17 protein-coding genes and 3 tRNA genes are annotated in these 20513 nt (G+C 68.9%); 17 read left to right on the forward strand and 3 right to left on the reverse strand.

Annotated features, from left to right (window positions below):
• Positions 1–358 precede the first annotated feature (358 nt).
• The 6 genes from AN218_RS14980 (at position 359) to AN218_RS15005 (ending at position 3004) form a co-directional block, all read left to right on the forward strand.
• A tRNA-Thr gene (locus tag AN218_RS14980) sits at positions 359–431 on the forward strand.
• Between the two features lie 46 nt (positions 432–477).
• Positions 478–550 (forward strand) — tRNA-Met (locus AN218_RS14985).
• A 90-nt stretch (positions 551–640) separates the two neighbouring features.
• Positions 641–805, forward strand: a complete 165-nt coding sequence (gene rpmG, locus AN218_RS14990; protein ID WP_003948671.1) for a 50S ribosomal protein L33 — start codon at positions 641–643, stop codon at positions 803–805.
• Positions 806–938: 133 nt separating this feature from the next.
• Positions 939–1400, forward strand: a complete 462-nt coding sequence (locus AN218_RS14995; RefSeq protein ID WP_070017392.1) for a MaoC family dehydratase N-terminal domain-containing protein — start codon at positions 939–941, stop codon at positions 1398–1400.
• The gene (locus AN218_RS15000; protein ID WP_070017393.1) at positions 1400–1834 is read left to right on the forward strand and encodes a MaoC family dehydratase; all 435 of its coding nucleotides are present in this window, start codon (positions 1400–1402) and stop codon (positions 1832–1834) included. Before AN218_RS14995 ends, AN218_RS15000 begins: the two co-directional genes overlap by 1 nt.
• Positions 1835–1948: 114 nt before the next feature.
• Positions 1949–3004, forward strand: coding sequence for a UDP-N-acetylmuramate dehydrogenase (locus tag AN218_RS15005; protein WP_070017441.1), 1056 nt, complete (start codon positions 1949–1951; stop codon positions 3002–3004).
• A gap of 163 nt (positions 3005–3167) precedes the next feature.
• On the opposite strand, the gene AN218_RS15010 is transcribed toward AN218_RS15005, so the two are convergent.
• On the reverse strand, positions 3168–3812 hold the full coding sequence (locus tag AN218_RS15010) for an NAD(P)-dependent oxidoreductase (RefSeq protein WP_070017394.1): 645 nt from the start codon (positions 3810–3812) through the stop codon (positions 3168–3170).
• 129 nt (positions 3813–3941) lie between these two features.
• Between AN218_RS15010 and AN218_RS15015 the strand changes: the two genes are divergently transcribed.
• A complete protein-coding gene (locus AN218_RS15015; RefSeq protein WP_070017395.1) occupies positions 3942–4628 on the forward strand; it encodes a TetR/AcrR family transcriptional regulator in 687 nt (228 codons plus the stop codon).
• 46 nt (positions 4629–4674) lie between these two features.
• Here the strand turns inward: AN218_RS15015 and AN218_RS15020 are convergent, their stop codons facing one another.
• Together AN218_RS15020 and AN218_RS15025 are read right to left on the reverse strand one after the other, a co-directional pair.
• Positions 4675–5688, reverse strand: coding sequence for an adenosine deaminase (locus tag AN218_RS15020; RefSeq protein ID WP_070017396.1), 1014 nt, complete (start codon positions 5686–5688; stop codon positions 4675–4677).
• Positions 5689–5855: 167 nt separating this feature from the next.
• On the reverse strand, positions 5856–7094 hold the full coding sequence (locus tag AN218_RS15025) for a pyridoxal phosphate-dependent aminotransferase (RefSeq protein ID WP_070017397.1): 1239 nt from the start codon (positions 7092–7094) through the stop codon (positions 5856–5858).
• Positions 7095–7270: 176 nt separating this feature from the next.
• On the opposite strand from AN218_RS15025, the gene AN218_RS15030 reads away from it, so the two are divergent.
• From AN218_RS15030 to AN218_RS15075, 10 genes are all read left to right on the forward strand, one after another.
• A tRNA-Trp gene (locus AN218_RS15030) sits at positions 7271–7343 on the forward strand.
• Positions 7344–7453: 110 nt separating this feature from the next.
• Positions 7454–7732, forward strand: a complete 279-nt coding sequence (secE, locus tag AN218_RS15035) for a preprotein translocase subunit SecE (RefSeq protein WP_070017398.1) — start codon at positions 7454–7456, stop codon at positions 7730–7732.
• A gap of 71 nt (positions 7733–7803) precedes the next feature.
• Positions 7804–8685, forward strand: coding sequence for a transcription termination/antitermination protein NusG (gene nusG / locus AN218_RS15040; RefSeq protein ID WP_070017399.1), 882 nt, complete (start codon positions 7804–7806; stop codon positions 8683–8685).
• A gap of 162 nt (positions 8686–8847) precedes the next feature.
• Positions 8848–9282 (forward strand): 50S ribosomal protein L11, encoded by a 435-nt coding sequence (gene rplK / locus AN218_RS15045; protein WP_070017400.1) that lies wholly within the window; start codon positions 8848–8850, stop codon positions 9280–9282.
• A 94-nt stretch (positions 9283–9376) separates the two neighbouring features.
• Positions 9377–10099: a 50S ribosomal protein L1 gene (gene rplA, locus AN218_RS15050; protein WP_070017401.1), complete on the forward strand. Its 723-nt coding sequence runs from the start codon at positions 9377–9379 to the stop codon at positions 10097–10099.
• Between the two features lie 150 nt (positions 10100–10249).
• Positions 10250–11146, forward strand: coding sequence for an SCO4651 family lipoprotein (locus AN218_RS15055; RefSeq protein ID WP_070017402.1), 897 nt, complete (start codon positions 10250–10252; stop codon positions 11144–11146).
• Between the two features lie 317 nt (positions 11147–11463).
• Positions 11464–12003, forward strand: a complete 540-nt coding sequence (rplJ, locus tag AN218_RS15060; RefSeq protein ID WP_070017403.1) for a 50S ribosomal protein L10 — start codon at positions 11464–11466, stop codon at positions 12001–12003.
• Positions 12004–12111: 108 nt separating this feature from the next.
• Positions 12112–12501: a 50S ribosomal protein L7/L12 gene (gene rplL / locus AN218_RS15065; protein ID WP_070017404.1), complete on the forward strand. Its 390-nt coding sequence runs from the start codon at positions 12112–12114 to the stop codon at positions 12499–12501.
• A 496-nt stretch (positions 12502–12997) separates the two neighbouring features.
• The gene (gene rpoB, locus AN218_RS15070) at positions 12998–16483 is read left to right on the forward strand and encodes a DNA-directed RNA polymerase subunit beta (protein WP_070017405.1); all 3486 of its coding nucleotides are present in this window, start codon (positions 12998–13000) and stop codon (positions 16481–16483) included.
• Between the two features lie 127 nt (positions 16484–16610).
• Positions 16611–20510, forward strand: a complete 3900-nt coding sequence (locus AN218_RS15075) for a DNA-directed RNA polymerase subunit beta' (RefSeq protein ID WP_070017406.1) — start codon at positions 16611–16613, stop codon at positions 20508–20510.
• Positions 20511–20513 lie beyond the last annotated feature (3 nt).

Genomic DNA, 20513 nt, shown 5'->3' on the forward strand with positions numbered 1-20513 from the left:
GGGCCGGCCGTGGCGCCGCCCGCGCCGCCGCCCCCGTCCGCGCCGTCCTTCGGGGTGCCCTCCGCGGGGGGTTCGTCGCGGTGGCCCTCGCCGTCCGCCGGCCTCTCGGGCTGATTGTCGGCCATCGCACTCCCCACATCGGCGGATGATCATGATCACGCAGCGTGAGTAGAGAGTAGGGCGCTCACAGGGCACCGGCGAGGAAGGAGCGAATAGTCGTACTGACGTGGTGCAAGGGGCGGTTGAAGGCTCCCGCGACCCCGTAGCGGACGGCGGAAGCGGGGGTGACAGGCGGCCTCCGACGGGCCCGATACGGATTTCACCTTTGGCTGTCAGACGTGTAATGTCTTCACCGCTCGCCCCAATAGCTCAGTCGGCAGAGCGTCTCCATGGTAAGGAGAAGGTCAACGGTTCGATTCCGTTTTGGGGCTCTGATGTGTGAGATCTCCCGTCGGGAGAGGGGAGTCCGCGCATCGTGGCGGTGTAGCTCAGTCGGTAGAGCAAGCGGCTCATAATCGCTGTGTCACCGGTTCAAGTCCGGTCACCGCTACTTCACCGAATGTAGCCGATTGTGGGGTCGGTCCTTCGATCGGCTACTCTTCCTGCGTTCTGGCCCATCTGTCCGTCAAGGAGCACTCACGTGGCTGCCACAGACGTCCGCCCGAAGATCACGCTGGCCTGCGTGGAGTGCAAGGAGCGGAACTACATCACCAAGAAGAACCGGCGCAACAATCCGGACCGTCTTGAGATGAAGAAGCACTGCCCGCGCTGCAACGCCCACACGGCGCACCGCGAGACGCGCTGAACTCAGGCCCTTCGACGAGGCCGTCCCCGCTCCCTGCGGGGGCGGCCTCGTGTCGTTGTGCCGCCGCCCGGCGCTCCCGGTGACGCCGGGTGACGGCCCGCATCACCGTCACCGTTCAGGAGGTGCCGCGCCCATGGCGCTCGACCAGTCCTTCGTCGGGCGGAGCTATCCGCCCACCGCGCCCTACGAGGTGGGACGCGAGAAGATCCGGGAGTTCGCCGAGGCCGTCGGCGACGGCAACCCCGCCTACACGGACCGCGCGGCGGCGGAGGCCCTCGGGCATCCCGACGTGATCGCCCCGCCCACGTTCGTCTTCGCGATCACCTTCCGCGCCGCCCGGCAGGTCACCGAGGACCCCCAACTCGGCCTGGACTACAGCCGGGTGGTGCACGGCGACCAGAAGTTCGTCTACAGCCGTCAGGTACGGGCGGGGGACCGGCTCACGGTCTCCTCCACGATCGAGGCCATCAAGTCCATGGCGGGCAACGACATCCTCGACGTACGCGGCGACGTGCACGACGAGAGCGGAGAGCTCGTGGTGACTGCGCACACCAAGCTGGTCGCCCGCGGACCCGAGTCCGAGGAGGAGGGCTGATGGCGGCGAAGATCGCATACGCCGACGTCGAGACCGGCACCGAACTGCCCGCGCAGACCTTCCCCGTGGACCGCGAGCGGCTCGTGCGCTATGCGGGCGCCTCCGGCGACTTCAACCCCATTCACTGGAACGAGCGTTTCGCCAAGGACGTCGGCCTTCCCGACGTCATCGCGCACGGCATGTTCACCATGGCCGAGGCGATCCGCGTCGTCACCGACTGGACGGGCGATCCCGCCTCCGTCGTCGAGTACGGCGTGCGCTTCACCCGTCCCGTGGTCGTGCCCGACGACGACAAGGGCGCCTCGATCGAGGTGAGCGGCAAGGTCGCCGCGAAGCTGGACGACGAGGCGCGTACCGTCCGCGTCGATCTGACGGTGCTGAGCGCGGGCCAGAAGGTGCTGGGCATGTCCCGCGCGGTGGTCCGCCTCGCGTAAGAGCCGCGTCCGGCCGGAGAGGGCCGTCGCAAGGACGGCCCCACGAGGACGGCCGGGGGCGGGGCGGGTGCCGCCGTGGGCGACGGGCGCGCCCCCTCTCGTACGCTGGTGCGCGTGCAGGAACTCCATGACGCCCCCCTCGCCCCCCTCACCACCTTCCGGCTCGGCGGTCCCGCGGCCCGCCTCCGTACGGCCACGACCGACGACGAGGTGGTCGCCGCCGTCCGCGAGGCCGACGCCTCGGGCACCCCGCTGCTGATCGTCGGCGGCGGCAGCAACCTCGTCATCGCCGACGAGGGCTTTCCGGGGACCGCACTGCGCATCGCCACGCGCGGCTTCGAACTCACCGGCACCCGCCTGGAGTTGGCCGCCGGGGAGAACTGGTCGGACGCCGTCGCCCGCACCGTCGACGCCGGGCTCGCGGGCGTCGAGTGTCTGGCGGGAATCCCCGGTTCCGCGGGCGCGACCCCCATTCAGAACGTGGGCGCGTACGGGCAGGAGGTCTCCTCCACCGTCACCGAGGTCGTCGCATACGACCGGCACACGGGGCGGACGGTCACCCTCCCCAACGCGGAGTGCGGCTTCGCCTACCGCCACAGCCGCTTCAAGGCCGACCCGTCCCGCTACGTCGTCCTCCGCGTCCGCTTCCAACTGGAGGACGCCGGGGGGCTGTCGGCGCCGCTGAAGTACGCGGAGACGGCGCGCGTCCTCGGCGTCGAGCCCGGCGACCGCGTCCCGGCGCAGACCGCGCGCGAGACCGTGCTGAAGCTCCGCGCGGGCAAGGGCATGGTGCTCGACCCGGAGGACCACGACACCTGGTCCGCGGGCTCCTTCTTCACCAACCCCGTGCTGGACGAGGCGGAGTTCGAAGCCTTCACCGCCCGCGTCGCCGAACGCCTGGGCCGCGACGTCGCGGCGCCCGCCTTCCCGGCGGGGGAGGGCCGTACGAAGACCTCGGCCGCCTGGCTCATCGACCGCGCGGGATTCACCAAGGGGTACGGGACGGGCCCGGCCCGCATCTCGACCAAGCACACCCTGGCGCTCACCAACCGCGGCGACGCGACGACCGCCGATCTGCTGGCGCTGGCCCGCGAGGTACGGGACGGGGTGCGCGAGGCGTTCGGCGTGACGCTCGTCAACGAACCCGTGACCGTGGGCTGCGCGCTGTAGAAGCGCTCTTGGAGGAGCGCATCGCAGGCGTGGCGCGAACTGCCGGGCGGGGAGCGCCTGTTCACGTACGTACGCCTGCACACGCGCACGCTCGTACGGCTGATGTGCGGGCACGCCTCGATGTGCGGCCACGCGCCCCCGCGCGCCTCTGTCCGCCTCCCGGTCAGGAAGCGATCCCCACTCCCTGCCGTACCGTCTCCGGATCGTCGACCATCGCCAGGATCGCCGTGGCCAGGTCGGCGCGGGAGACGGAGTGGCTGCGTCGCACGTTGCCGCCGACGACCCGTTGGTACCTGCCGGTCGCGGCCCCGTCCGTCAGCTTGGGCGGCCGGACGAGCGTCCAGTCCAGGCCGCTCGCCTGCACCGCCTCCTCCATCACCGCCAGATCCGCGTAGACCGCACGCAGCGCCCGGCGCACCAGCGGCACCGCCACCCGCCGGAAGAGCAGGCTCTCGCCCTCTCCCCACGCCACGACGGGAGCGGCGCTCACCCCGATATAGCGGCGCACGCCGCCGTCCGCCATCGCCGCGAGCATCGCGCGCGTCCCGCGGGAGGCGATGCCCGCGGCCTTGTTGCTGGGTGCGCCCAGCGCGGAGAGCACCGCGTCGCGGCCGGCCACGGCGGGCGCCAGCGCCGCCGGGTCGGTGACGTCGGCGGTGACGACGTCGAGCCGCGCGGGCTCCTCGTTCCGTACGGTCAGCCGGGCCGGGTCCCGTACGACCGCGGTGACCTGGTGTCCGGCGTCCAGCGCCTGCTGTACGAGTTGGCGGCCGGTGCCGCCCGTCGCTCCGAAGACCGTGAGACGCACAGTGCTTGTCCTTCCGTGCGGTGAGGCGTGGTTGGGGATCGGTGAGGGGGCCGGCGGCTGGGCCGGTTCCTGGGTGGGTAAGTGTTCACTCACCAACTCTGCCACTGATCCCGCGCCTAGGGTGAGTGAATGCCCACCCGTTCCCCGGATTCCTCGGCCCGGCCCCGTCCCACCCGCGAACGCATCCTCGACGCCGCCGAGGAGCGCATGCGCACCATCGGTCTCGCGCGCGCCACCACCAAGGAGATCGCCCGTGCCGCCGGCTGCTCGGAGGCCGCGCTCTACAAGCACTTCTCGGGCAAGGAGGAGATCTTCGTCCACGTCCTGAAGGAACGGCTGCCTCCGCTCAACCCGCTCCTCGACGAACTCGGCGCGGGCGAGGCATCCGCGGCCCGTACCGTCGAGCAGAACCTGATCGAGATCGCCCGCCGCGCGGCGCGCTTCTACGAGCACAGCCTCCCCATCGCCGCGTCCCTCTTCGCCGAGCCGACGCTGCTGCGCCGCCACGACGAGGCCATGCGCAGTCTCGGCACCGGTCCGCACAAGCCCGTCGAGGCGCTCGCCGGGTATCTGCGCGCCGAGCGCGCGGCAGGACGCGTCCGCCCCGGAGCGGATCCGGAGGCCGCCGCCGCGCTTCTGCTCGGCGCGTGCAGCCAGCGCGCGATCCTGCTGAGCATCGGGGGAGGGGCGGAGGCGTCCCAGCCGCTGGAGGACTTCGCCGCGGACATCGTCCGTACGCTGCTCGCGGGGATCGCGCCCGCCGGCGACGCCGCGTCCTCGGTGTCCTCCGCGGACGACGGTACGGCGCCCGACTGATCCGCCGGGTCCGCCAGGTCCGCCGGACCCACTAGCTCCGGGTCCGCTACGCGAGCCAGTCGTCGACGGCGGCCAGCGTCCGCTCGCGCCGCTCCTGCGGCATCGACGCCCCGCGCACCGACTGCCGTGCCAGCTCGGCCAGTTGCTCGTCGGTGAAGCCGTGCGTCTCCCGCGCGATGGCGTACTGCGCGGCGAGCCGCGAGCCGAACAGCAGCGGGTCGTCCGCCCCGAGGGCCATCGGGACCCCGGCGTCCCAGAGCGTGCGCAGCGGCACGTCCCCCGGCTTGTCGTACACGCCGAGCGCCACGTTCGAGGCGGGACAGACCTCACAGGTGATGCTCCGCTCGGCCAGCCGTGCCAGCAACTCCGGTTCCTCGGCGGCCCGTACGCCGTGCCCGATCCGCGTCGCCTGCAGATCGTCGAGGCAGTCGCGCACGCTGAACGGCCCGGTCAGCTCGCCGCCGTGCGGTGCCGCCAGCAGCCCGCCGGCCCGCGCGATCGCGAAGGCACGGTCGAAGTCCCGTGCGAAACCCCGGCGTTCGTCGTTGGAGAGTCCGAAGCCGACGATGCCGCGGTCCCGGAAGCGGACGGCGAGCCGCGCGAGCGTCCGTGCGTCGAGCGGGTGCTTCATCCGGTTCGCCGCGACCACGACCCGCATCCCGAGACCGGTGTCGCGCTCCGCGCTCTCCACCGCGTCCAGGATGATCTCCAGCGCGGGGATGAGACCGCCCAGCCGGGGCGCGTACGAGGTCGGGTCGACCTGGATCTCCAGCCAGTGCGAACCGTCGCGCACATCCTCCTCCGCGGCCTCGCGCACGAGCCGCCGGATGTCCTCCGGTTCGCGCAGACAGGAGCGCGCGATGTCGTACAGCCGCTGGAAGCGGAACCAGCCCCGCTCGTCCGTCGCCCGCAGCTTGGGCGGCTCGCCGCCGCTCAGCGCCGCGGGCAGGTGCACGCCGTACTTGTCGGCGAGTTCCAGCAGCGTGGACGGGCGCATCGAACCCGTGAAGTGCAGGTGCAGATGGGCTTTGGGCAGGGTGCGCAGATCTCGGACGGCCATCCACGGATTTTGCCGCACACCGCCCGCCGGCCGGTAGCCGCCCGTCCCTGAACGGGCGCTCGCCCGAACACGGGGACGGCCCCCGGGCGTCGTACCCGGGGGCCGTCCTCTGCGTCCTCCGCGTCCGCCGGCCGTCTGCCCGGCCGGCTCCGCGTCGTCAGCCGCGGTCAGTCGCGCGCCTCGCCCAGCAGCTTCTGCATCCGCGAGACGCCCTCGGCCAGGTCCTCGTCCCCGAGCGCGTACGACAGCCGCAGATAGCCGGGGGTGCCGAACGCCTCACCCGGTACGACCGCCACCTCGGCCTCCTCCAGGATCAGTTCGGCCAGCTCGACGCTCGTCGCCGGGCGCCTGCCGCGGATCTCCTTGCCGAGCAGGGCCTTCACCGAGGGGTAGGCGTAGAAGGCGCCCTCGGGCTCGGGGCAGAGCACGCCGTCGATCTCGTTGAGCATCCGCACGATCGTGCGGCGACGGCGGTCGAAGGCCGCCCGCATGTCCGCGACCGCGTCGAGGCTGCCCGAGACGGCGGCCACGGCGGCGACCTGCGAGACGTTGCTGACGTTCGAAGTGGCGTGCGACTGAAGGTTCGTGGCCGCCTTCACCACGTCCTTCGGACCGATGATCCAGCCGACGCGCCACCCCGTCATCGCGTACGTCTTGGCCACGCCGTTGACGACCACGCACTTGTCGCGCAGTTCGGGTACGACGGCCGGAAGCGAGGTGAACACCGCGTCCCCGTAGACGAGATGCTCGTAGATCTCGTCCGTCAGCGCCCAGAGCCCGTGCTCCACGGCCCACTTGCCGACCGCCTCGACCTGCGCACGCGAATACACGGCGCCGGTGGGGTTGGAGGGCGAGACGAAGACGACCATCTTCGTACGCTCCGTGCGCGCGGCCTCCAACTGCTCGACGCTCACGAGGTATCCGGTCGTCTCGTCGGCGACGACGGGCACGGGCACGCCGCCCGCGAGCCGGATCGACTCGGGGTAGGTCGTCCAGTACGGCGCCGGGACGATGACCTCGTCACCCGGGTCGAGGACGGCGGCGAACGCCTCGTAGATGGCCTGCTTGCCGCCGTTGGTGACCAGCACCTGCGCCGGGTCGATCTCGTAACCGGAGTCGCGCAGCGTCTTCTCGGCGATCGCGGTCTTCAGTTCGGGCAGGCCGCCGGCCGGGGTGTACCGGTGGTTCCTCGTGTCACGGCAGGCCTCGGCTGCCGCGTCCACGATGTAGCCGGGGGTCGGGAAGTCCGGCTCGCCCGCGCCGAAGCCGATCACCGGACGCCCGGCGGCCTTGAGGGCCTTCGCCTTCGCGTCGACGGCGAGCGTCGCGGACTCGGAGATCGACCCGACGCGGGCCGATACTCGACGTTCGGTGGGTGACTGTGCGGGTGGCGTTGGAGCGCTCATGAAGGCAGTTTCCCAGACCGCCGTACGCGGCGGCACCGGGGAGTGCGGCGGTAGCGCTGTTACGTGTTCGACGCCCGGCGGGGGAGCACGTACACTCACACGTCGTCGGTTCCCGGCCCCGTGCCCGGTGCGCAGACCGAGCAGTCGCCGCCATGGGGTAAGTTGGGGAATCACAAAGGGTCGTAGCTCAATTGGAAGAGCACTGGTCTCCAAAACCAGCGGTTGGGGGTTCGAGTCCCTCCGGCCCTGCTCCACACTCCGTCCAAGCGGCGTGTGAGTGCTTGCGTACGTACTGAAATGCACCGCTGTGCGGCCGGGCCGGATGCCGCGCGGCATCGACCCGGATCAGGTGAGGACGAGTGACGGAGATCACGGATACCACCCAGGTCCCAGAGCCCGGCGGGTCGTCGGAAGGCAAAGGCCGTCGCGGGGGCAAGCGCGCCAAGAAGGGTCCGCTGGGCCGACTCGGGCTCTTCTACCGCCAGATCATCGCCGAGCTCCGCAAGGTCGTCTGGCCCACCCGGCAGCAGCTCTCGACGTACACCTCCGTGGTGATCGTCTTCGTCGTCATCATGATTGGTCTCGTGACCGTGATTGACTACGGGTTCACCCAGGCCGTCAAGTACGTCTTCGGCTGAGCCCGCGAAGGCGCCGCCTCGCGGTGCTTTGCGCATGTTCGAACCCATGAAGCCAGGAAGAAGCAGCCACCGTGTCTGATCCGAACCTGAACGATGCCGTCGAGCCCGGCGAGGGCGACGACACCGCACGCGACATCGTCGAGGCCGCGGACGACAGCGTGGAGCAGGAGCAGGCCGACGAGGGCGGCCCCGCCCAGGCGCTCAGCGCCGAGGGCGAGGTGGGCGAGCCGGCCGAGGAGGCCGCGCTCCACGTCGAGACCGACGAGATCGCGGAGACCGCCGAGGACGCCGCCGCACAGCAGCTCGAAGAGCCGGAGCCCGAGGCCGAGGACCCGGTGGCCGCGCTCCGCGACGAACTGCGCCTGCTCCCCGGCGAGTGGTATGTGATCCACACCTACGCGGGCTATGAGAACCGCGTGAAGACCAACCTCGAGCAGCGCGCCGTCTCGCTCAACGTCGAGGACTTCATCTTCCAGGCCGAGGTGCCCCAGGAAGAGGTCGTCCAGATCAAGAACGGCGACCGCCGCACCGTCCGGCAGAACAAGCTCCCGGGCTACGTGCTCGTGCGCATGGATCTGACGAACGAGTCCTGGGGCGTCGTCCGCAACACCCCTGGCGTCACCGGCTTCGTGGGCAACGCCTACGACCCGTACCCGCTGACGCTCGACGAGATCGTCAAGATGCTCGCCCCGGAGGCCGAGGAGAAGGCCGCCAAGGCCGCGGCCGCCGAGGAGGAGGGCAAGCCCGCGGGCGGTCCCGGACGCAAGGTCGAGGTCCAGGTGCTGGACTTCGAGGTCGGCGACTCGGTCACCGTCACCGACGGCCCGTTCGCCACGCTCCAGGCCACGATCAACGAGATCAACGCCGACTCGAAGAAGGTCAAGGGCCTCGTCGAGATCTTCGGCCGCGAGACCCCGGTCGAGCTCAGTTTCGACCAGATCCAGAAGAACTGAGCCTTCCCGGCGCTTCGTTGGGCGGCCCGGCGCACCTCGCGCGGGCCGCCTGAGCAGCCGGTTTCAGCGCGCACCGCGGTACGGGCTATCGTGGTGCGGTATGCCTTCATCCGCTCGACGGGTGGAGGACGAATCACCTCTCACTAAGGACCCGGAGAGAGCATGCCTCCCAAGAAGAAGAAGGTCGCGGGGCTGATCAAGCTCCAGATCCAGGCGGGCGCGGCCAACCCCGCACCGCCGGTCGGCCCGGCGCTCGGTCAACACGGCGTCAACATCATGGAGTTCTGCAAGGCCTACAACGCGGCGACCGAGTCGCAGCGCGGCTGGGTCATCCCCGTGGAGATCACGGTCTACGAGGACCGCTCCTTCACCTTCATCACCAAGACGCCGCCGGCGTCGAAGATGATCCTGAAGGCCGCGGGCGTCGAGAAGGGCTCCGGCACCCCGCACACCACCAAGGTCGCGAAGATCACACGTGACCAGGTGCGCGAGATCGCCACCACGAAGATGCCCGACCTGAACGCCAACGACCTGGACCAGGCCGAGAAGATCATCGCGGGCACGGCCCGTTCGATGGGTGTCACCGTCGAGGGCTGACCGCCCCGCCGTGGAAGGGCCCGCGCAGGCCCGTACCACGACTCCGTAACCGCCGTGCGGCCGCAGCCGTACGACGACACTGTCAGGAGCAGAAGTGAAGCGCAGCAAGTACTTCCGCGAGGCGGAGGCCAAGATCGACCGGGAGCGTCTCTACGCCCCGCTTGAGGCCGTGCGTCTCGCCAAGGACACCTCCACCAAGAAGTTCGACGCGACCGTCGAGGTCGCCCTGCGCCTGGGCGTCGACCCGCGCAAGGCCGACCAGATGGTCCGCGGCACCGTCAACCTGCCGCACGGCACCGGCAAGACCGCCCGGGTCCTGGTCTTCGCGACCGGTGACCGTGCAGCAGCCGCGGAGGCCGCAGGCGCCGACATCGTCGGCGGCGACGAGCTGATCGAGGAGGTCGCCGGCGGCCGTCTGGACTTCGACGCCGTCGTCGCCACCCCGGACCTGATGGGCAAGGTCGGCCGCCTCGGCCGCGTGCTCGGTCCGCGTGGCCTGATGCCGAACCCGAAGACGGGCACCGTCACGCCGGACGTGACCAAGGCCGTCAACGACATCAAGGGCGGCAAGATCGAGTTCCGCGTCGACAAGCACGCCAACCTCCACTTCATCATCGGCAAGACGTCCTTCGACGACACCCAGCTCGTCGAGAACTACGCCGCGGCCATCGAGGAGGTCCAGCGGCTCAAGCCGTCGGCCGCCAAGGGCCGTTACGTGAAGAAGACGTCCATCACCACCACGATGGGCCCCGGCATCCCCGTCGACCCGAACCGCACCCGCAACCTCCTCACCGAGGAGGACCCCGCAGCGGTCTGAGCCCCGGCTCGAGCCCGCGCGGACGCGACGCGACACAGGGCCCCGTCCTCACCGAGGGCGGGGCCCTTTCGTGCGTTACGCGGCGGGGCGGACTCCGGGATAAGGTCCTCCCCGTAGTGCTCAACAAGTGGAAAAAGCAGGGGGAATCAGATGCGCCAGGCCCGAATCGCGTTGACGGCGGCGGCAGTTGTGATGGCGGCAGGTCTCACGGCCTGCGGCGGCAGCTCAGGCGGCAGTGACAAGGGGGGCGACTCCGCGGACAAGGGGGGCCTCTCGCCCGCGCAGTTGGCCATCACCGAGCTGCAGCAGGCGTCGAAGAGCACGGAGAAGGCGGAGTCCGCGAAGGTCGAGGGCGACCAGACGCAGGGCACGCCGCAGGGTGAGGTCTCCACCAAGACCGAGGGCTCCCTCGACTGGTCCGGCGGCGGCACCACCGCGGAGATGACCGTCACCCAGCAGGGCTCCGGCGCGAACGGCCTGCCCACGAGCGGCAAGCCGATGCCCGCGCGTTACACCGAGGACGCCATGTACGTGAACCTCGGCGACCAGTTCGCGTCCACGGCGGGCAAGGGCAAGCACTGGATGAAGTACGACTACGACAAGCTGGCCGAGCAGGCCGGTCCGTCGGGCGCGCTCATCAAGGACCAGATGCAGAACAACAACCCGGCCCGCTCGGTCGATCTGCTGCTGGCCAGCGGCAAGGTGAAGAAGGTCGGCTCCGAGACCGTCAAGGGCAAGAAGACCGACCACTACAGCGGCACCATCGAGGTGGCCGAACTGGCCCGCATGCAGTCGAAGAAGCTCAGCGACAAGGAGCTTGAGCAGCTCTCCGACCAGCTCAAGCAGCAGGGCTTCAAGACCGAGAAGGTCGACGTCTGGATCGACGGCGAGCACCTGCTGGTGAAGAAGCAGGAGCGCGCCAAGGGCACGAACGGCGCCCTGGATTCCACGGTCTTCTACTCGGACTACGGCACCGACGTCTCGGTCGAGGCGCCCGCCGGGTCCGACACGGTGGCCTTCGAGGACGCGCTGCCCGGCCGTAGCTGACGGTCGGCGGAAGCCGATCGCCGCCGACGGCGGCCGGACCGCTCACGAGCCCCCTCCGGCACCGGATTTGGTGCAGGAGGGGGCGTTCGCGTAATCTCTTACAAAGCCAAAGACCGCTGGTCGTCGTCGTGCTCATCCAAGAGGCACGGCGGCCGAAGGATCCGCTAGCCGCGGACGACCCGCGCAGGTGATGAGGAACGCTCCCGGGGCACGCTTGTGCCGTCCCGGTCGAGCCACGCCCCATGCCCTGCGCAGGGGCGTTTCGTCGTTCCAGCCCCTTCCGAGCGGTCTCATCACCCGGAAGGAGGCCGAGGCTCATGGCGAGGGACCAGGTCGCGCCCGACAAGATCGCCGCCGTTGAGGAGATCACGAACAAGTTCCGTGACTCCAACGCCGCAGTGGTCACCGCGTACACGGGGCTTTCGGTTGCCCAGCTCAAGCAGCTGCGCCGCTCGCTCGGTGAGGACGCGCAGTACCGCGTGGTGAAGAACACACTGACCAAGATCGCGGCCAACGAGGCCGGGATCAGCGAGCTCGACGAGTTCTTCACGGGCTCGTCGGCCGTCGCCTTCGTCACCGGTGACCCGGTCGCGGCGGCGAAGGGTCTGCGTGACTTCGCCAAGGAGAACCCCGCTCTCGAAGTCAAGGGCGGCATCGTCGACGGCGCGCTGTACAGCGCCGCCGACCTCAACAAGCTCGCGGCGCTCGAATCCCGCGAGGTGCTGCTCGCCAAGCTGGCCGGCGGCATGAAGGCGTCCATGGCGAAGGCCGCGGCGACCTTCCAGGCCCCGCTGACGAAGTTCGCCCGTACCGCGGACGCGCTGCGCAGCAAGGTCGAGCAGGGCGGTGCCGAGTAATTCGGCTCCCGTCGAGGCCGGGCAGGCGCACCCGCCCGGTCGCAGCGGGCCGTAAGCCCGTCGATACGTACACACGGCACCAGCCGGACTAGTGGAAGGACCGCCACCATGGCGAAGCTCAGCCAGGACGAGCTGCTCGAGCAGTTCAGTGACATGACCCTCATCGAGCTCTCCGAGTTCGTGAAGGCCTTCGAGGAGAAGTTCGACGTCGAGGCCGCCGCCCCGGCCGCCGTCGCCGTCGCCGCGCCCGGCCAGGGTGGCGGCGCCGCCGAGGAGGCCGAGGAGCAGGACGAGTTCGACGTCGTCCTCACCGGCGCCGGCGACAAGAAGATCCAGGTCATCAAGGTCGTGCGCGAGCTGACCTCCCTGGGTCTGAAGGAGGCCAAGGAGCTCGTGGACAGCACCCCGAAGCCGGTCCTCGAGAAGGTCGCCAAGGACGCCGCGGACAAGGCCAAGGAGTCCCTCGAGGGCGCCGGCGCCTCCGTCGAGGTCAAGTGATCAACGGGGTCCCAGGACCCCTCCAGCCAGGGGCGATCACCCAGCCGGGTGGTCGCCCTTCGGCGTCCCAGGAGTGCTCACGGGCGGCCTCGTGACGGGTGGGTATGGTGATCTACGCTGCCGTGGGGCCCTTGACGTACGGCAGTTGGCGCGCGATTCTCTGGACGCGCCGTTCGCATCGATCCGGGTTCCGAGGCATGGATCGAGCGTGAAGCGGGAAGTGTTGCGGCAAGCACGTTCCGTCCCGACGTACGAGGCCGTCGGAACGGGTCGCGGCGGAGATGAACAACTAGGGGGACCCCTCCCGGAGGAGAGATTGCCACCGGCTGGAGGCGGAGACCGGGACCGAGGCCCGGTCCCGGAAACCTGCTCTGGACATCAGTGGGCCTTGTGGCTACACTGACCCTTTGCGCTGCCTGTTAGCTGCTCCCGGTCCGTCACCCAGGGGCCCACCGGTATGCGCGCAGAGAGTCCGAGCCCTCGGAAGGACCCCCTCTTGGCCGCCTCGCGCACTGCCTCGACTGCCAATTCGAACAACGGCGCCAGCACCGCCCCGCTGCGTATTTCTTTCGCGAAGATCAAGGAGCCCCTCGAGGTTCCCAATCTCCTTGCGCTCCAGACCGAGAGTTTTGACTGGCTGCTCGGCAACGAAGCCTGGAAAGCCCGGGTCGAGGCGGCGCTGGAGAGCGGAAACGACGTCCCGACCAAGTCCGGTCTGGAGGAGATCTTCGAGGAGATCTCCCCGATCGAGGACTTCTCGGGGTCGATGTCGCTGACGTTCCGCGACCACCGCTTCGAGCCCCCCAAGAACTCGATCGACGAGTGCAAGGAGCGCGACTTCACGTACGCGGCTCCGCTCTTCGTCACCGCCGAGTTCACCAACAACGAGACCGGTGAGATCAAGTCCCAGACGGTCTTCATGGGCGACTTCCCGCTCATGACCGACAAGGGCACCTTCGTCATCAACGGCACCGAGCGCGTCGTCGTCACGCAGCTCGTGCGGTCGCCGGGTGCCTATTTCGACAGCTCCATCGACAAGACGTCCGACAAGGACATCTACTCCGCCAAGATCATCCCGTCCCGGGGCGCCTGGCTGGAGATGGAGATCGACAAGCGCGACATGGTCGGCGTGCGCATCGACCGCAAGCGCAAGCAGTCCGTGACCGTACTGCTCAAGGCTCTCGGCTGGACGAACGAGCAGATCCTCGAGGAGTTCGGTCAGTACGAGTCGATGCGCGCCACCCTGGAGAAGGACCACACCCAGGGGCAGGACGACGCGCTGCTCGACATCTACCGCAAGCTGCGCCCGGGCGAGCCCCCGACGCGTGAGGCCGCGCAGACGCTGCTGGAGAACCTCTACTTCAACCCGAAGCGTTACGACCTGGCCAAGGTCGGCCGCCACAAGATCAACAAGAAGCTTGGCGGCGACGAGCCGCTGGACTCCGGCGTGCTCACCACCGCGGACATCATCGCCACGATCAAGTACCTGGTGAAGCTGCACGCGGGGGAGACCGAGTCGACGTCGGCCGAGGGCGACCAGATCGTCATCGAGACCGACGACATCGACCACTTCGGCAACCGCCGTCTGCGCAATGTCGGCGAGCTGATCCAGAACCAGGTGCGTACGGGTCTGGCCCGTATGGAGCGCGTCGTCCGTGAGCGGATGACGACGCAGGACGTCGAGGCGATCACGCCGCAGACGCTGATCAACATCCGGCCGGTCGTCGCCTCTATCAAGGAGTTCTTCGGCACCAGCCAGCTCTCCCAGTTCATGGACCAGACGAACCCGATCTCCGGGCTCACCCACAAGCGCCGGCTCAACTCGCTCGGCCCGGGTGGTCTCAGCCGTGAGCGGGCGGGCTTCGAGGTCCGTGACGTGCACCCCTCGCACTACGGCCGCATGTGTCCGATCGAGACGCCCGAAGGCCCGAACATCGGTCTGATCGGTTCGCTCGCCTCGTACGGGCGCCTGAACGCCTTCGGCTTCGTCGAGACCCCGTACCGCAAGGTCGTCGACGGTGTCGTCACCGACGAGGTGCACTACCTGACGGCCGACGAAGAGGACCGCTTCGTCATCGCCCAGGCGAACGCCCCCCTCACCGAGGAGATGCGCTTCGCCGAGGACCGGGTGCTCATCCGCCGCCGTGGCGGCGAGGTCGACCTGATCCCGGGCGACGACGTGGACTACATGGACGTCTCGCCGCGCCAGATGGTGTCGGTCGCGACGGCGATGATCCCCTTCCTCGAGCACGACGACGCCAACCGCGCCCTCATGGGGTCGAACATGATGCGGCAGGCCGTGCCGCTCATCAAGGCCGAGGCGCCGCTGGTCGGCACCGGCATGGAGTACCGCTGCGCGGTCGACGCCGGTGACGTCATCAAGGCCGAGAAGGACGGCGTCGTCCAGGAGGTCTCCGCGGACTACGTCACGGTGGCCAACGACGACGGCACCTACACCACGTACCGCGTCGCGAAGTTCACACGCTCCAACCAGGGCACCTCCTTCAACCAGAAGGTCCTGGTGGACGAGGGCTCCCGCGTGGTCGAGGGCCAGGTCCTCGCCGACGGCCCGTCCACCGACGAAGGCGAGATGGCGCTCGGCAAGAACCTGCTCGTCGCGTTCATGCCGTGGGAGGGCTACAACTACGAGGACGCGATCATCCTCAGCCAGCGCCTGGTGCAGGACGACGTCCTCTCCTCGATCCACATCGAGGAGCACGAGGTCGACGCCCGTGACACCAAGCTCGGCCCCGAGGAGATCACCCGGGACATCCCGAACGTCTCCGAGGAGGTCCTCGCCGACCTCGACGAGCGCGGCATCATCCGCATCGGCGCCGAGGTCGAGGCGGGCGACATCCTGGTCGGCAAGGTGACCCCGAAGGGCGAGACCGAGCTGACCCCCGAGGAGCGGCTGCTGCGCGCGATCTTCGGTGAGAAGGCCCGCGAGGTCCGCGACACCTCGCTGAAGGTGCCGCACGGCGAGACCGGCAAGGTCATCGGCGTCCGCGTCTTCGACCGCGAGGAGGGCGACGAGCTTCCCCCGGGCGTGAACCAGCTCGTGCGCGTGTACGTGGCGCAGAAGCGGAAGATCACCGACGGCGACAAGCTCGCCGGCCGTCACGGCAACAAGGGCGTCATCTCCAAGATCCTCCCGGTCGAGGACATGCCGTTCCTCGAGGACGGCACCCCGGTCGACGTCATCCTCAACCCGCTCGGCGTCCCGTCCCGTATGAACCCGGGACAGGTGCTGGAGATCCACCTGGGCTGGCTCGCCTCCCAGGGCTGGAACGTCGCGGGGATCGACGAGGAGTGGTCGCAACGCCTCGAGCAGATCGGCGCGGACGAGGTGCAGCCCGGCACCAACGTCGCGACCCCGGTCTTCGACGGCGCCCGCGAGGACGAGATCGCCGGCCTCTTCCAGGCCACGGTCCCGAACCGGGACGGCGACCGGATGGTCCTGCCATCCGGCAAGGCGCACCTGTTCGACGGCCGTTCCGGGGAGCCGTTCCCGGACCCGATCTCCGTCGGCTACATGTACATCCTCAAGCTGCACCACCTGGTCGACGACAAGCTGCACGCCCGCTCGACCGGTCCGTACAGCATGATCACCCAGCAACCGCTGGGCGGTAAGGCACAGTTCGGTGGCCAGCGCTTCGGTGAGATGGAGGTGTGGGCTCTGGAGGCGTACGGCGCCGCGTACGCGCTGCAGGAGCTGCTCACCATCAAGTCCGACGACGTCACCGGCCGCGTGAAGGTCTACGAAGCCATCGTCAAGGGCGAGAACATCCCCGAACCGGGCATCCCCGAATCGTTCAAGGTGCTCATCAAGGAGATGCAGTCGCTCTGCCTCAACGTGGAGGTGCTGTCCTCGGACGGCATGTCCATCGAGATGCGCGACACGGACGAGGACGTCTTCCGCGCGGCGGAAGAGCTCGGTATCGACCTGTCCCGGCGCGAGCCGAGCAGCGTCGAAGAGGTCTGACGGGTCTGGCCGGGACGCGTTCGCCAGGCGTTCCGGTCTCCCCCATCGGCCCTGGGGGCCTGGAGGCAACCCCTCCAAACCCCGCTCAGACCATTCATCGACACAACCCTGAGAGGGATTGACGAGAGTGCTCGACGTCAACTTCTTCGACGAACTGCGGATCGGCCTTGCCACCGCTGACGACATCCGTCAGTGGTCGCACGGCGAGGTCAAGAAGCCGGAAACCATCAACTACCGCACCCTCAAGCCCGAGAAGGACGGACTCTTCTGCGAGAAGATCTTCGGTCCGACCCGGGACTGGGAGTGCTACTGCGGCAAGTACAAGCGCGTCCGCTTCAAGGGCATCATCTGTGAGCGCTGCGGTGTCGAGGTCACCCGCGCCAAGGTGCGCCGTGAGCGGATGGGCCACATCGAACTGGCCGCGCCCGTCACCCACATCTGGTACTTCAAGGGCGTCCCGTCGCGCCTGGGCTACCTGCTGGACCTGGCTCCGAAGGACCTGGAGAAGGTCATCTACTTCGCGGCGTACATGATCACGTACGTCGACGAGGAGCGCCGTACGCGCGACCTGCCCTCCCTGGAGGCGCACGTCGGCGTCGAGCGTCAGCAGATCGAGCAGCGCCGCGACGCGGACCTCGAGGCGCGGGCCAAGAAGCAGGAGTCCGACCTGGCCGAACTCGAGGCCGAGGGCGCCAAGGCGGACGTACGCCGCAAGGTGCGCGAGGGCGCCGAGCGCGAGATGAAGCAGCTCCGCGACCGTGCGCAGCGCGAGATCGACCGTCTCGACGAGGTCTGGTCGCGCTTCAAGAACCTCAAGGTGCAGGACCTGGAGGGCGACGAGCTGCTCTACCGCGAGCTGCGCGACCGCTTCGGGACCTACTTCGACGGTTCGATGGGCGCCGCCGCTCTGCAGAAGCGCCTGGAGACCTTCGACCTGGACGAGGAGGCCGAGCGCCTCCGCGAGATCATCCGTACCGGCAAGGGCCAGAAGAAGACCCGTGCGCTCAAGCGCCTCAAGGTCGTCTCGGCCTTCCTGCAGACGAGCAACAGCCCCAAGGGCATGGTGCTCGACTGCGTGCCGGTGATCCCGCCGGACCTGCGTCCGATGGTGCAGCTCGACGGTGGCCGCTTCGCGACCTCCGACCTGAACGACCTGTACCGCCGTGTCATCAACCGGAACAACCGTCTGAAGCGTCTGCTCGACCTCGGTGCGCCCGAGATCATCGTGAACAACGAGAAGCGGATGCTCCAGGAGGCCGTCGACGCGCTCTTCGACAACGGCCGCCGCGGCCGCCCGGTCACGGGCCCCGGCAACCGTCCGCTGAAGTCGCTGTCCGACATGCTCAAGGGCAAGCAGGGCCGCTTCCGGCAGAACCTGCTCGGTAAGCGCGTCGACTACTCGGCCCGTTCCGTGATCGTCGTCGGCCCGCAGCTCAAGCTGCACCAGTGCGGTCTGCCGAAGGCGATGGCGCTGGAGCTCTTCAAGCCGTTCGTGATGAAGCGCCTGGTGGACCTCAACCACGCGCAGAACATCAAGTCGGCGAAGCGCATGGTCGAGCGCGGCCGTACGGTCGTCTACGACGTGCTGGAAGAGGTCATCGCGGAGCACCCGGTGCTGCTCAACCGCGCACCGACCCTGCACCGCCTCGGCATCCAGGCCTTCGAGCCGCAGCTCGTCGAGGGCAAGGCCATTCAGATCCACCCGCTCGTGTGCACCGCGTTCAACGCGGACTTCGACGGTGACCAGATGGCCGTGCACCTGCCGCTCTCCGCGGAGGCGCAGGCCGAGGCCCGCATCCTGATGCTGTCCTCGAACAACATCCTCAAGCCGGCCGACGGCCGCCCGGTGACCATGCCCACGCAGGACATGGTGCTCGGGCTGTTCTTCCTCACCACCACCGAGGAGCAGCGCGAGACGATCGGCGACGGCAGGTCGTTCAACTCCACCGCCGAAGCGATCATGGCCTTCGACGCCGGGGAGCTCTCGCTCCAGGCCGAGATCGACATCCGCTTCCCGATCGGTTCCGTGCCGCCGGCGGACTGGACGCCGCCGATGCCCGAGCAGGGCGAGCCCGAGTGGCAGCCCGGCGACGGCTTCCGGCTGCGTACGACGCTGGGCCGCGCGCTCTTCAACGAGCTGCTGCCCGAGGAGTACCCGTACGTCGAGTACTCGGTCGGCAAGAAGGAGCTCTCCCAGATCGTCAACGACCTGGCCGAGCGCTACCCGAAGGTCACCGTGGCGGCGGCGCTGGACAACCTGAAGTCGGCCGGTTACTTCTGGGCGACCCGTTCCGGCGTCACCATCGCCATCTCGGACGTCGTCGTCCCCGACGCCAAGCCGGAGATCATCGCCGGATACGAGGCGCAGGACGAGAAGGTCCAGAAGCAGTACGAGCGCGGTCTGATCACCAAGGACGAGCGCACGCAGGAGCTCATCGCGATCTGGACCAAGGCGACCAACGAGGTCTCCGAGGCGATGAGCGACAACTTCCCGCGGACGAACCCGATCTTCATGATGGTCGACTCGGGCGCCCGAGGGAACATGATGCAGATGCGTCAGATCGCGGGCATGCGCGGTCTGGTGTCTAACGCGAAGAACGAGACCATCCCGCGGCCGATCAAGGCGTCGTTCCGCGAGGGTCTCTCCGTGCTGGAGTACTTCATCTCCACGCACGGTGCCCGTAAGGGTCTCGCGGACACCGCTCTGCGTACCGCCGACTCCGGTTACCTGACGCGTCGTCTCGTCGACGTCTCGCAGGACGTGATCATCCGCGAGGAGGACTGCGGCACCGACCGCGGCCTCAAGCTGGAGATCGCGGCCAAGGACTCCGAGGGCGTGCTGCGCAAGGCCGCGGACGTCGAGACCAGCGTGTACGCGCGCTGCCTCGCCGAGGACATCGTCGTGGACGGCAAGGTGCTGGCCCCGGCCGGCACCGACCTGGGCGACGTGCTCATCGACGAGCTGGTGCGGCACGGCGTGGAGACCGTCAAGACCCGCTCGATCCTCACCTGCGAGTCGTCGGTCGGCACCTGCGCCATGTGCTACGGGCGTTCGCTGGCCACCGGCAAGCTGGTCGACATCGGCGAGGCCGTCGGCATCATCGCGGCCCAGTCGATCGGTGAGCCCGGCACCCAGCTCACGATGCGTACCTTCCACACCGGTGGTGTGGCCGGTGACGACATCACGCAGGGTCTGCCGCGTGTGGTCGAGCTGTTCGAGGCCCGTACGCCCAAGGGCGTCGCGCCGATCTCCGAGTCGGCGGGCCGGGTGCGTATCGAGGAGACGGAGAAGACCAAGAAGGTCGTCGTCACCCCGGACGACGGCTCGGACGAGACCTCGTACGCCGTCAGCAAGCGCGCCAGGCTGCTGGTGGGCGAGGGCGACCACGTCACGGTCGGCCAGGCGCTGACGGTGGGTGCCACCAACCCGCACGACGTGCTGCGCATCCTCGGCCAGCGTGCGGTCCAGGTGCACCTGGTCGGCGAGGTCCAGAAGGTCTACAACTCGCAGGGCGTCTCGATCCACGACAAGCACATCGAGATCATCATCCGGCAGATGCTGCGCCGCGTGACGATCATCGAGTCCGGCGACGCGGAACTGCTGCCGGGCGAGCTGGTGGAGCGTACGAAGTTCGAGGGTGAGAACCGCAGGGTCGTGGCGGAAGGCGGCCACCCGGCCTCCGGCCGTCCGCAGCTCATGGGCATCACCAAGGCTTCGCTGGCCACCGAGTCGTGGCTGTCGGCGGCGTCCTTCCAGGAGACGACCAGGGTCCTCACGGACGCGGCGATCAACGCCAAGTCCGACTCCCTGATCGGCCTCAAGGAGAACGTCATCATCGGTAAGCTCATCCCGGCCGGTACGGGCCTGTCCCGCTACCGCAACATCCGGGTCGAGCCGACCGAGGAGGCCAAGGCCGCGATGTACTCGGCCGTCGGTTACGACGACATCGACTACTCGCCCTTCGGCACCGGCTCCGGCCAGGCGGTCCCGCTCGAGGACTACGACTACGGTCCGTACAACGCCTGATCC

This window comes from Streptomyces nanshensis, from assembly GCF_001751255.1.
In the GTDB taxonomy this organism is placed as follows: Bacteria; Actinomycetota; Actinomycetes; order Streptomycetales; family Streptomycetaceae; genus Streptomyces; species Streptomyces nanshensis_A.

Excerpts from the sequence above, each read along its gene's own strand:
- AN218_RS15000 (WP_070017393.1), top strand. The coding sequence starts at position 1,400 with ATGGCGGCGAAGATCGCATACGCCGACGTCGAGACCGGCACCGAACTG.
- AN218_RS15020 (WP_070017396.1), bottom strand. The coding sequence starts at position 5,688 with ATGGCCGTCCGAGATCTGCGCACCCTGCCCAAAGCCCATCTGCACCTG.
- AN218_RS15025 (WP_070017397.1), bottom strand. The coding sequence starts at position 7,094 with ATGAGCGCTCCAACGCCACCCGCACAGTCACCCACCGAACGTCGAGTA.
- AN218_RS14995 (WP_070017392.1), top strand. The coding sequence starts at position 939 with ATGGCGCTCGACCAGTCCTTCGTCGGGCGGAGCTATCCGCCCACCGCG.
- AN218_RS15015 (WP_070017395.1), top strand. The coding sequence starts at position 3,942 with ATGCCCACCCGTTCCCCGGATTCCTCGGCCCGGCCCCGTCCCACCCGC.
- AN218_RS15055 (WP_070017402.1), top strand. The coding sequence starts at position 10,250 with ATGCGCCAGGCCCGAATCGCGTTGACGGCGGCGGCAGTTGTGATGGCG.
- rplL (WP_070017404.1), top strand. The coding sequence starts at position 12,112 with ATGGCGAAGCTCAGCCAGGACGAGCTGCTCGAGCAGTTCAGTGACATG.
- rplJ (WP_070017403.1), top strand. The coding sequence starts at position 11,464 with ATGGCGAGGGACCAGGTCGCGCCCGACAAGATCGCCGCCGTTGAGGAG.
- rplK (WP_070017400.1), top strand. The coding sequence starts at position 8,848 with ATGCCTCCCAAGAAGAAGAAGGTCGCGGGGCTGATCAAGCTCCAGATC.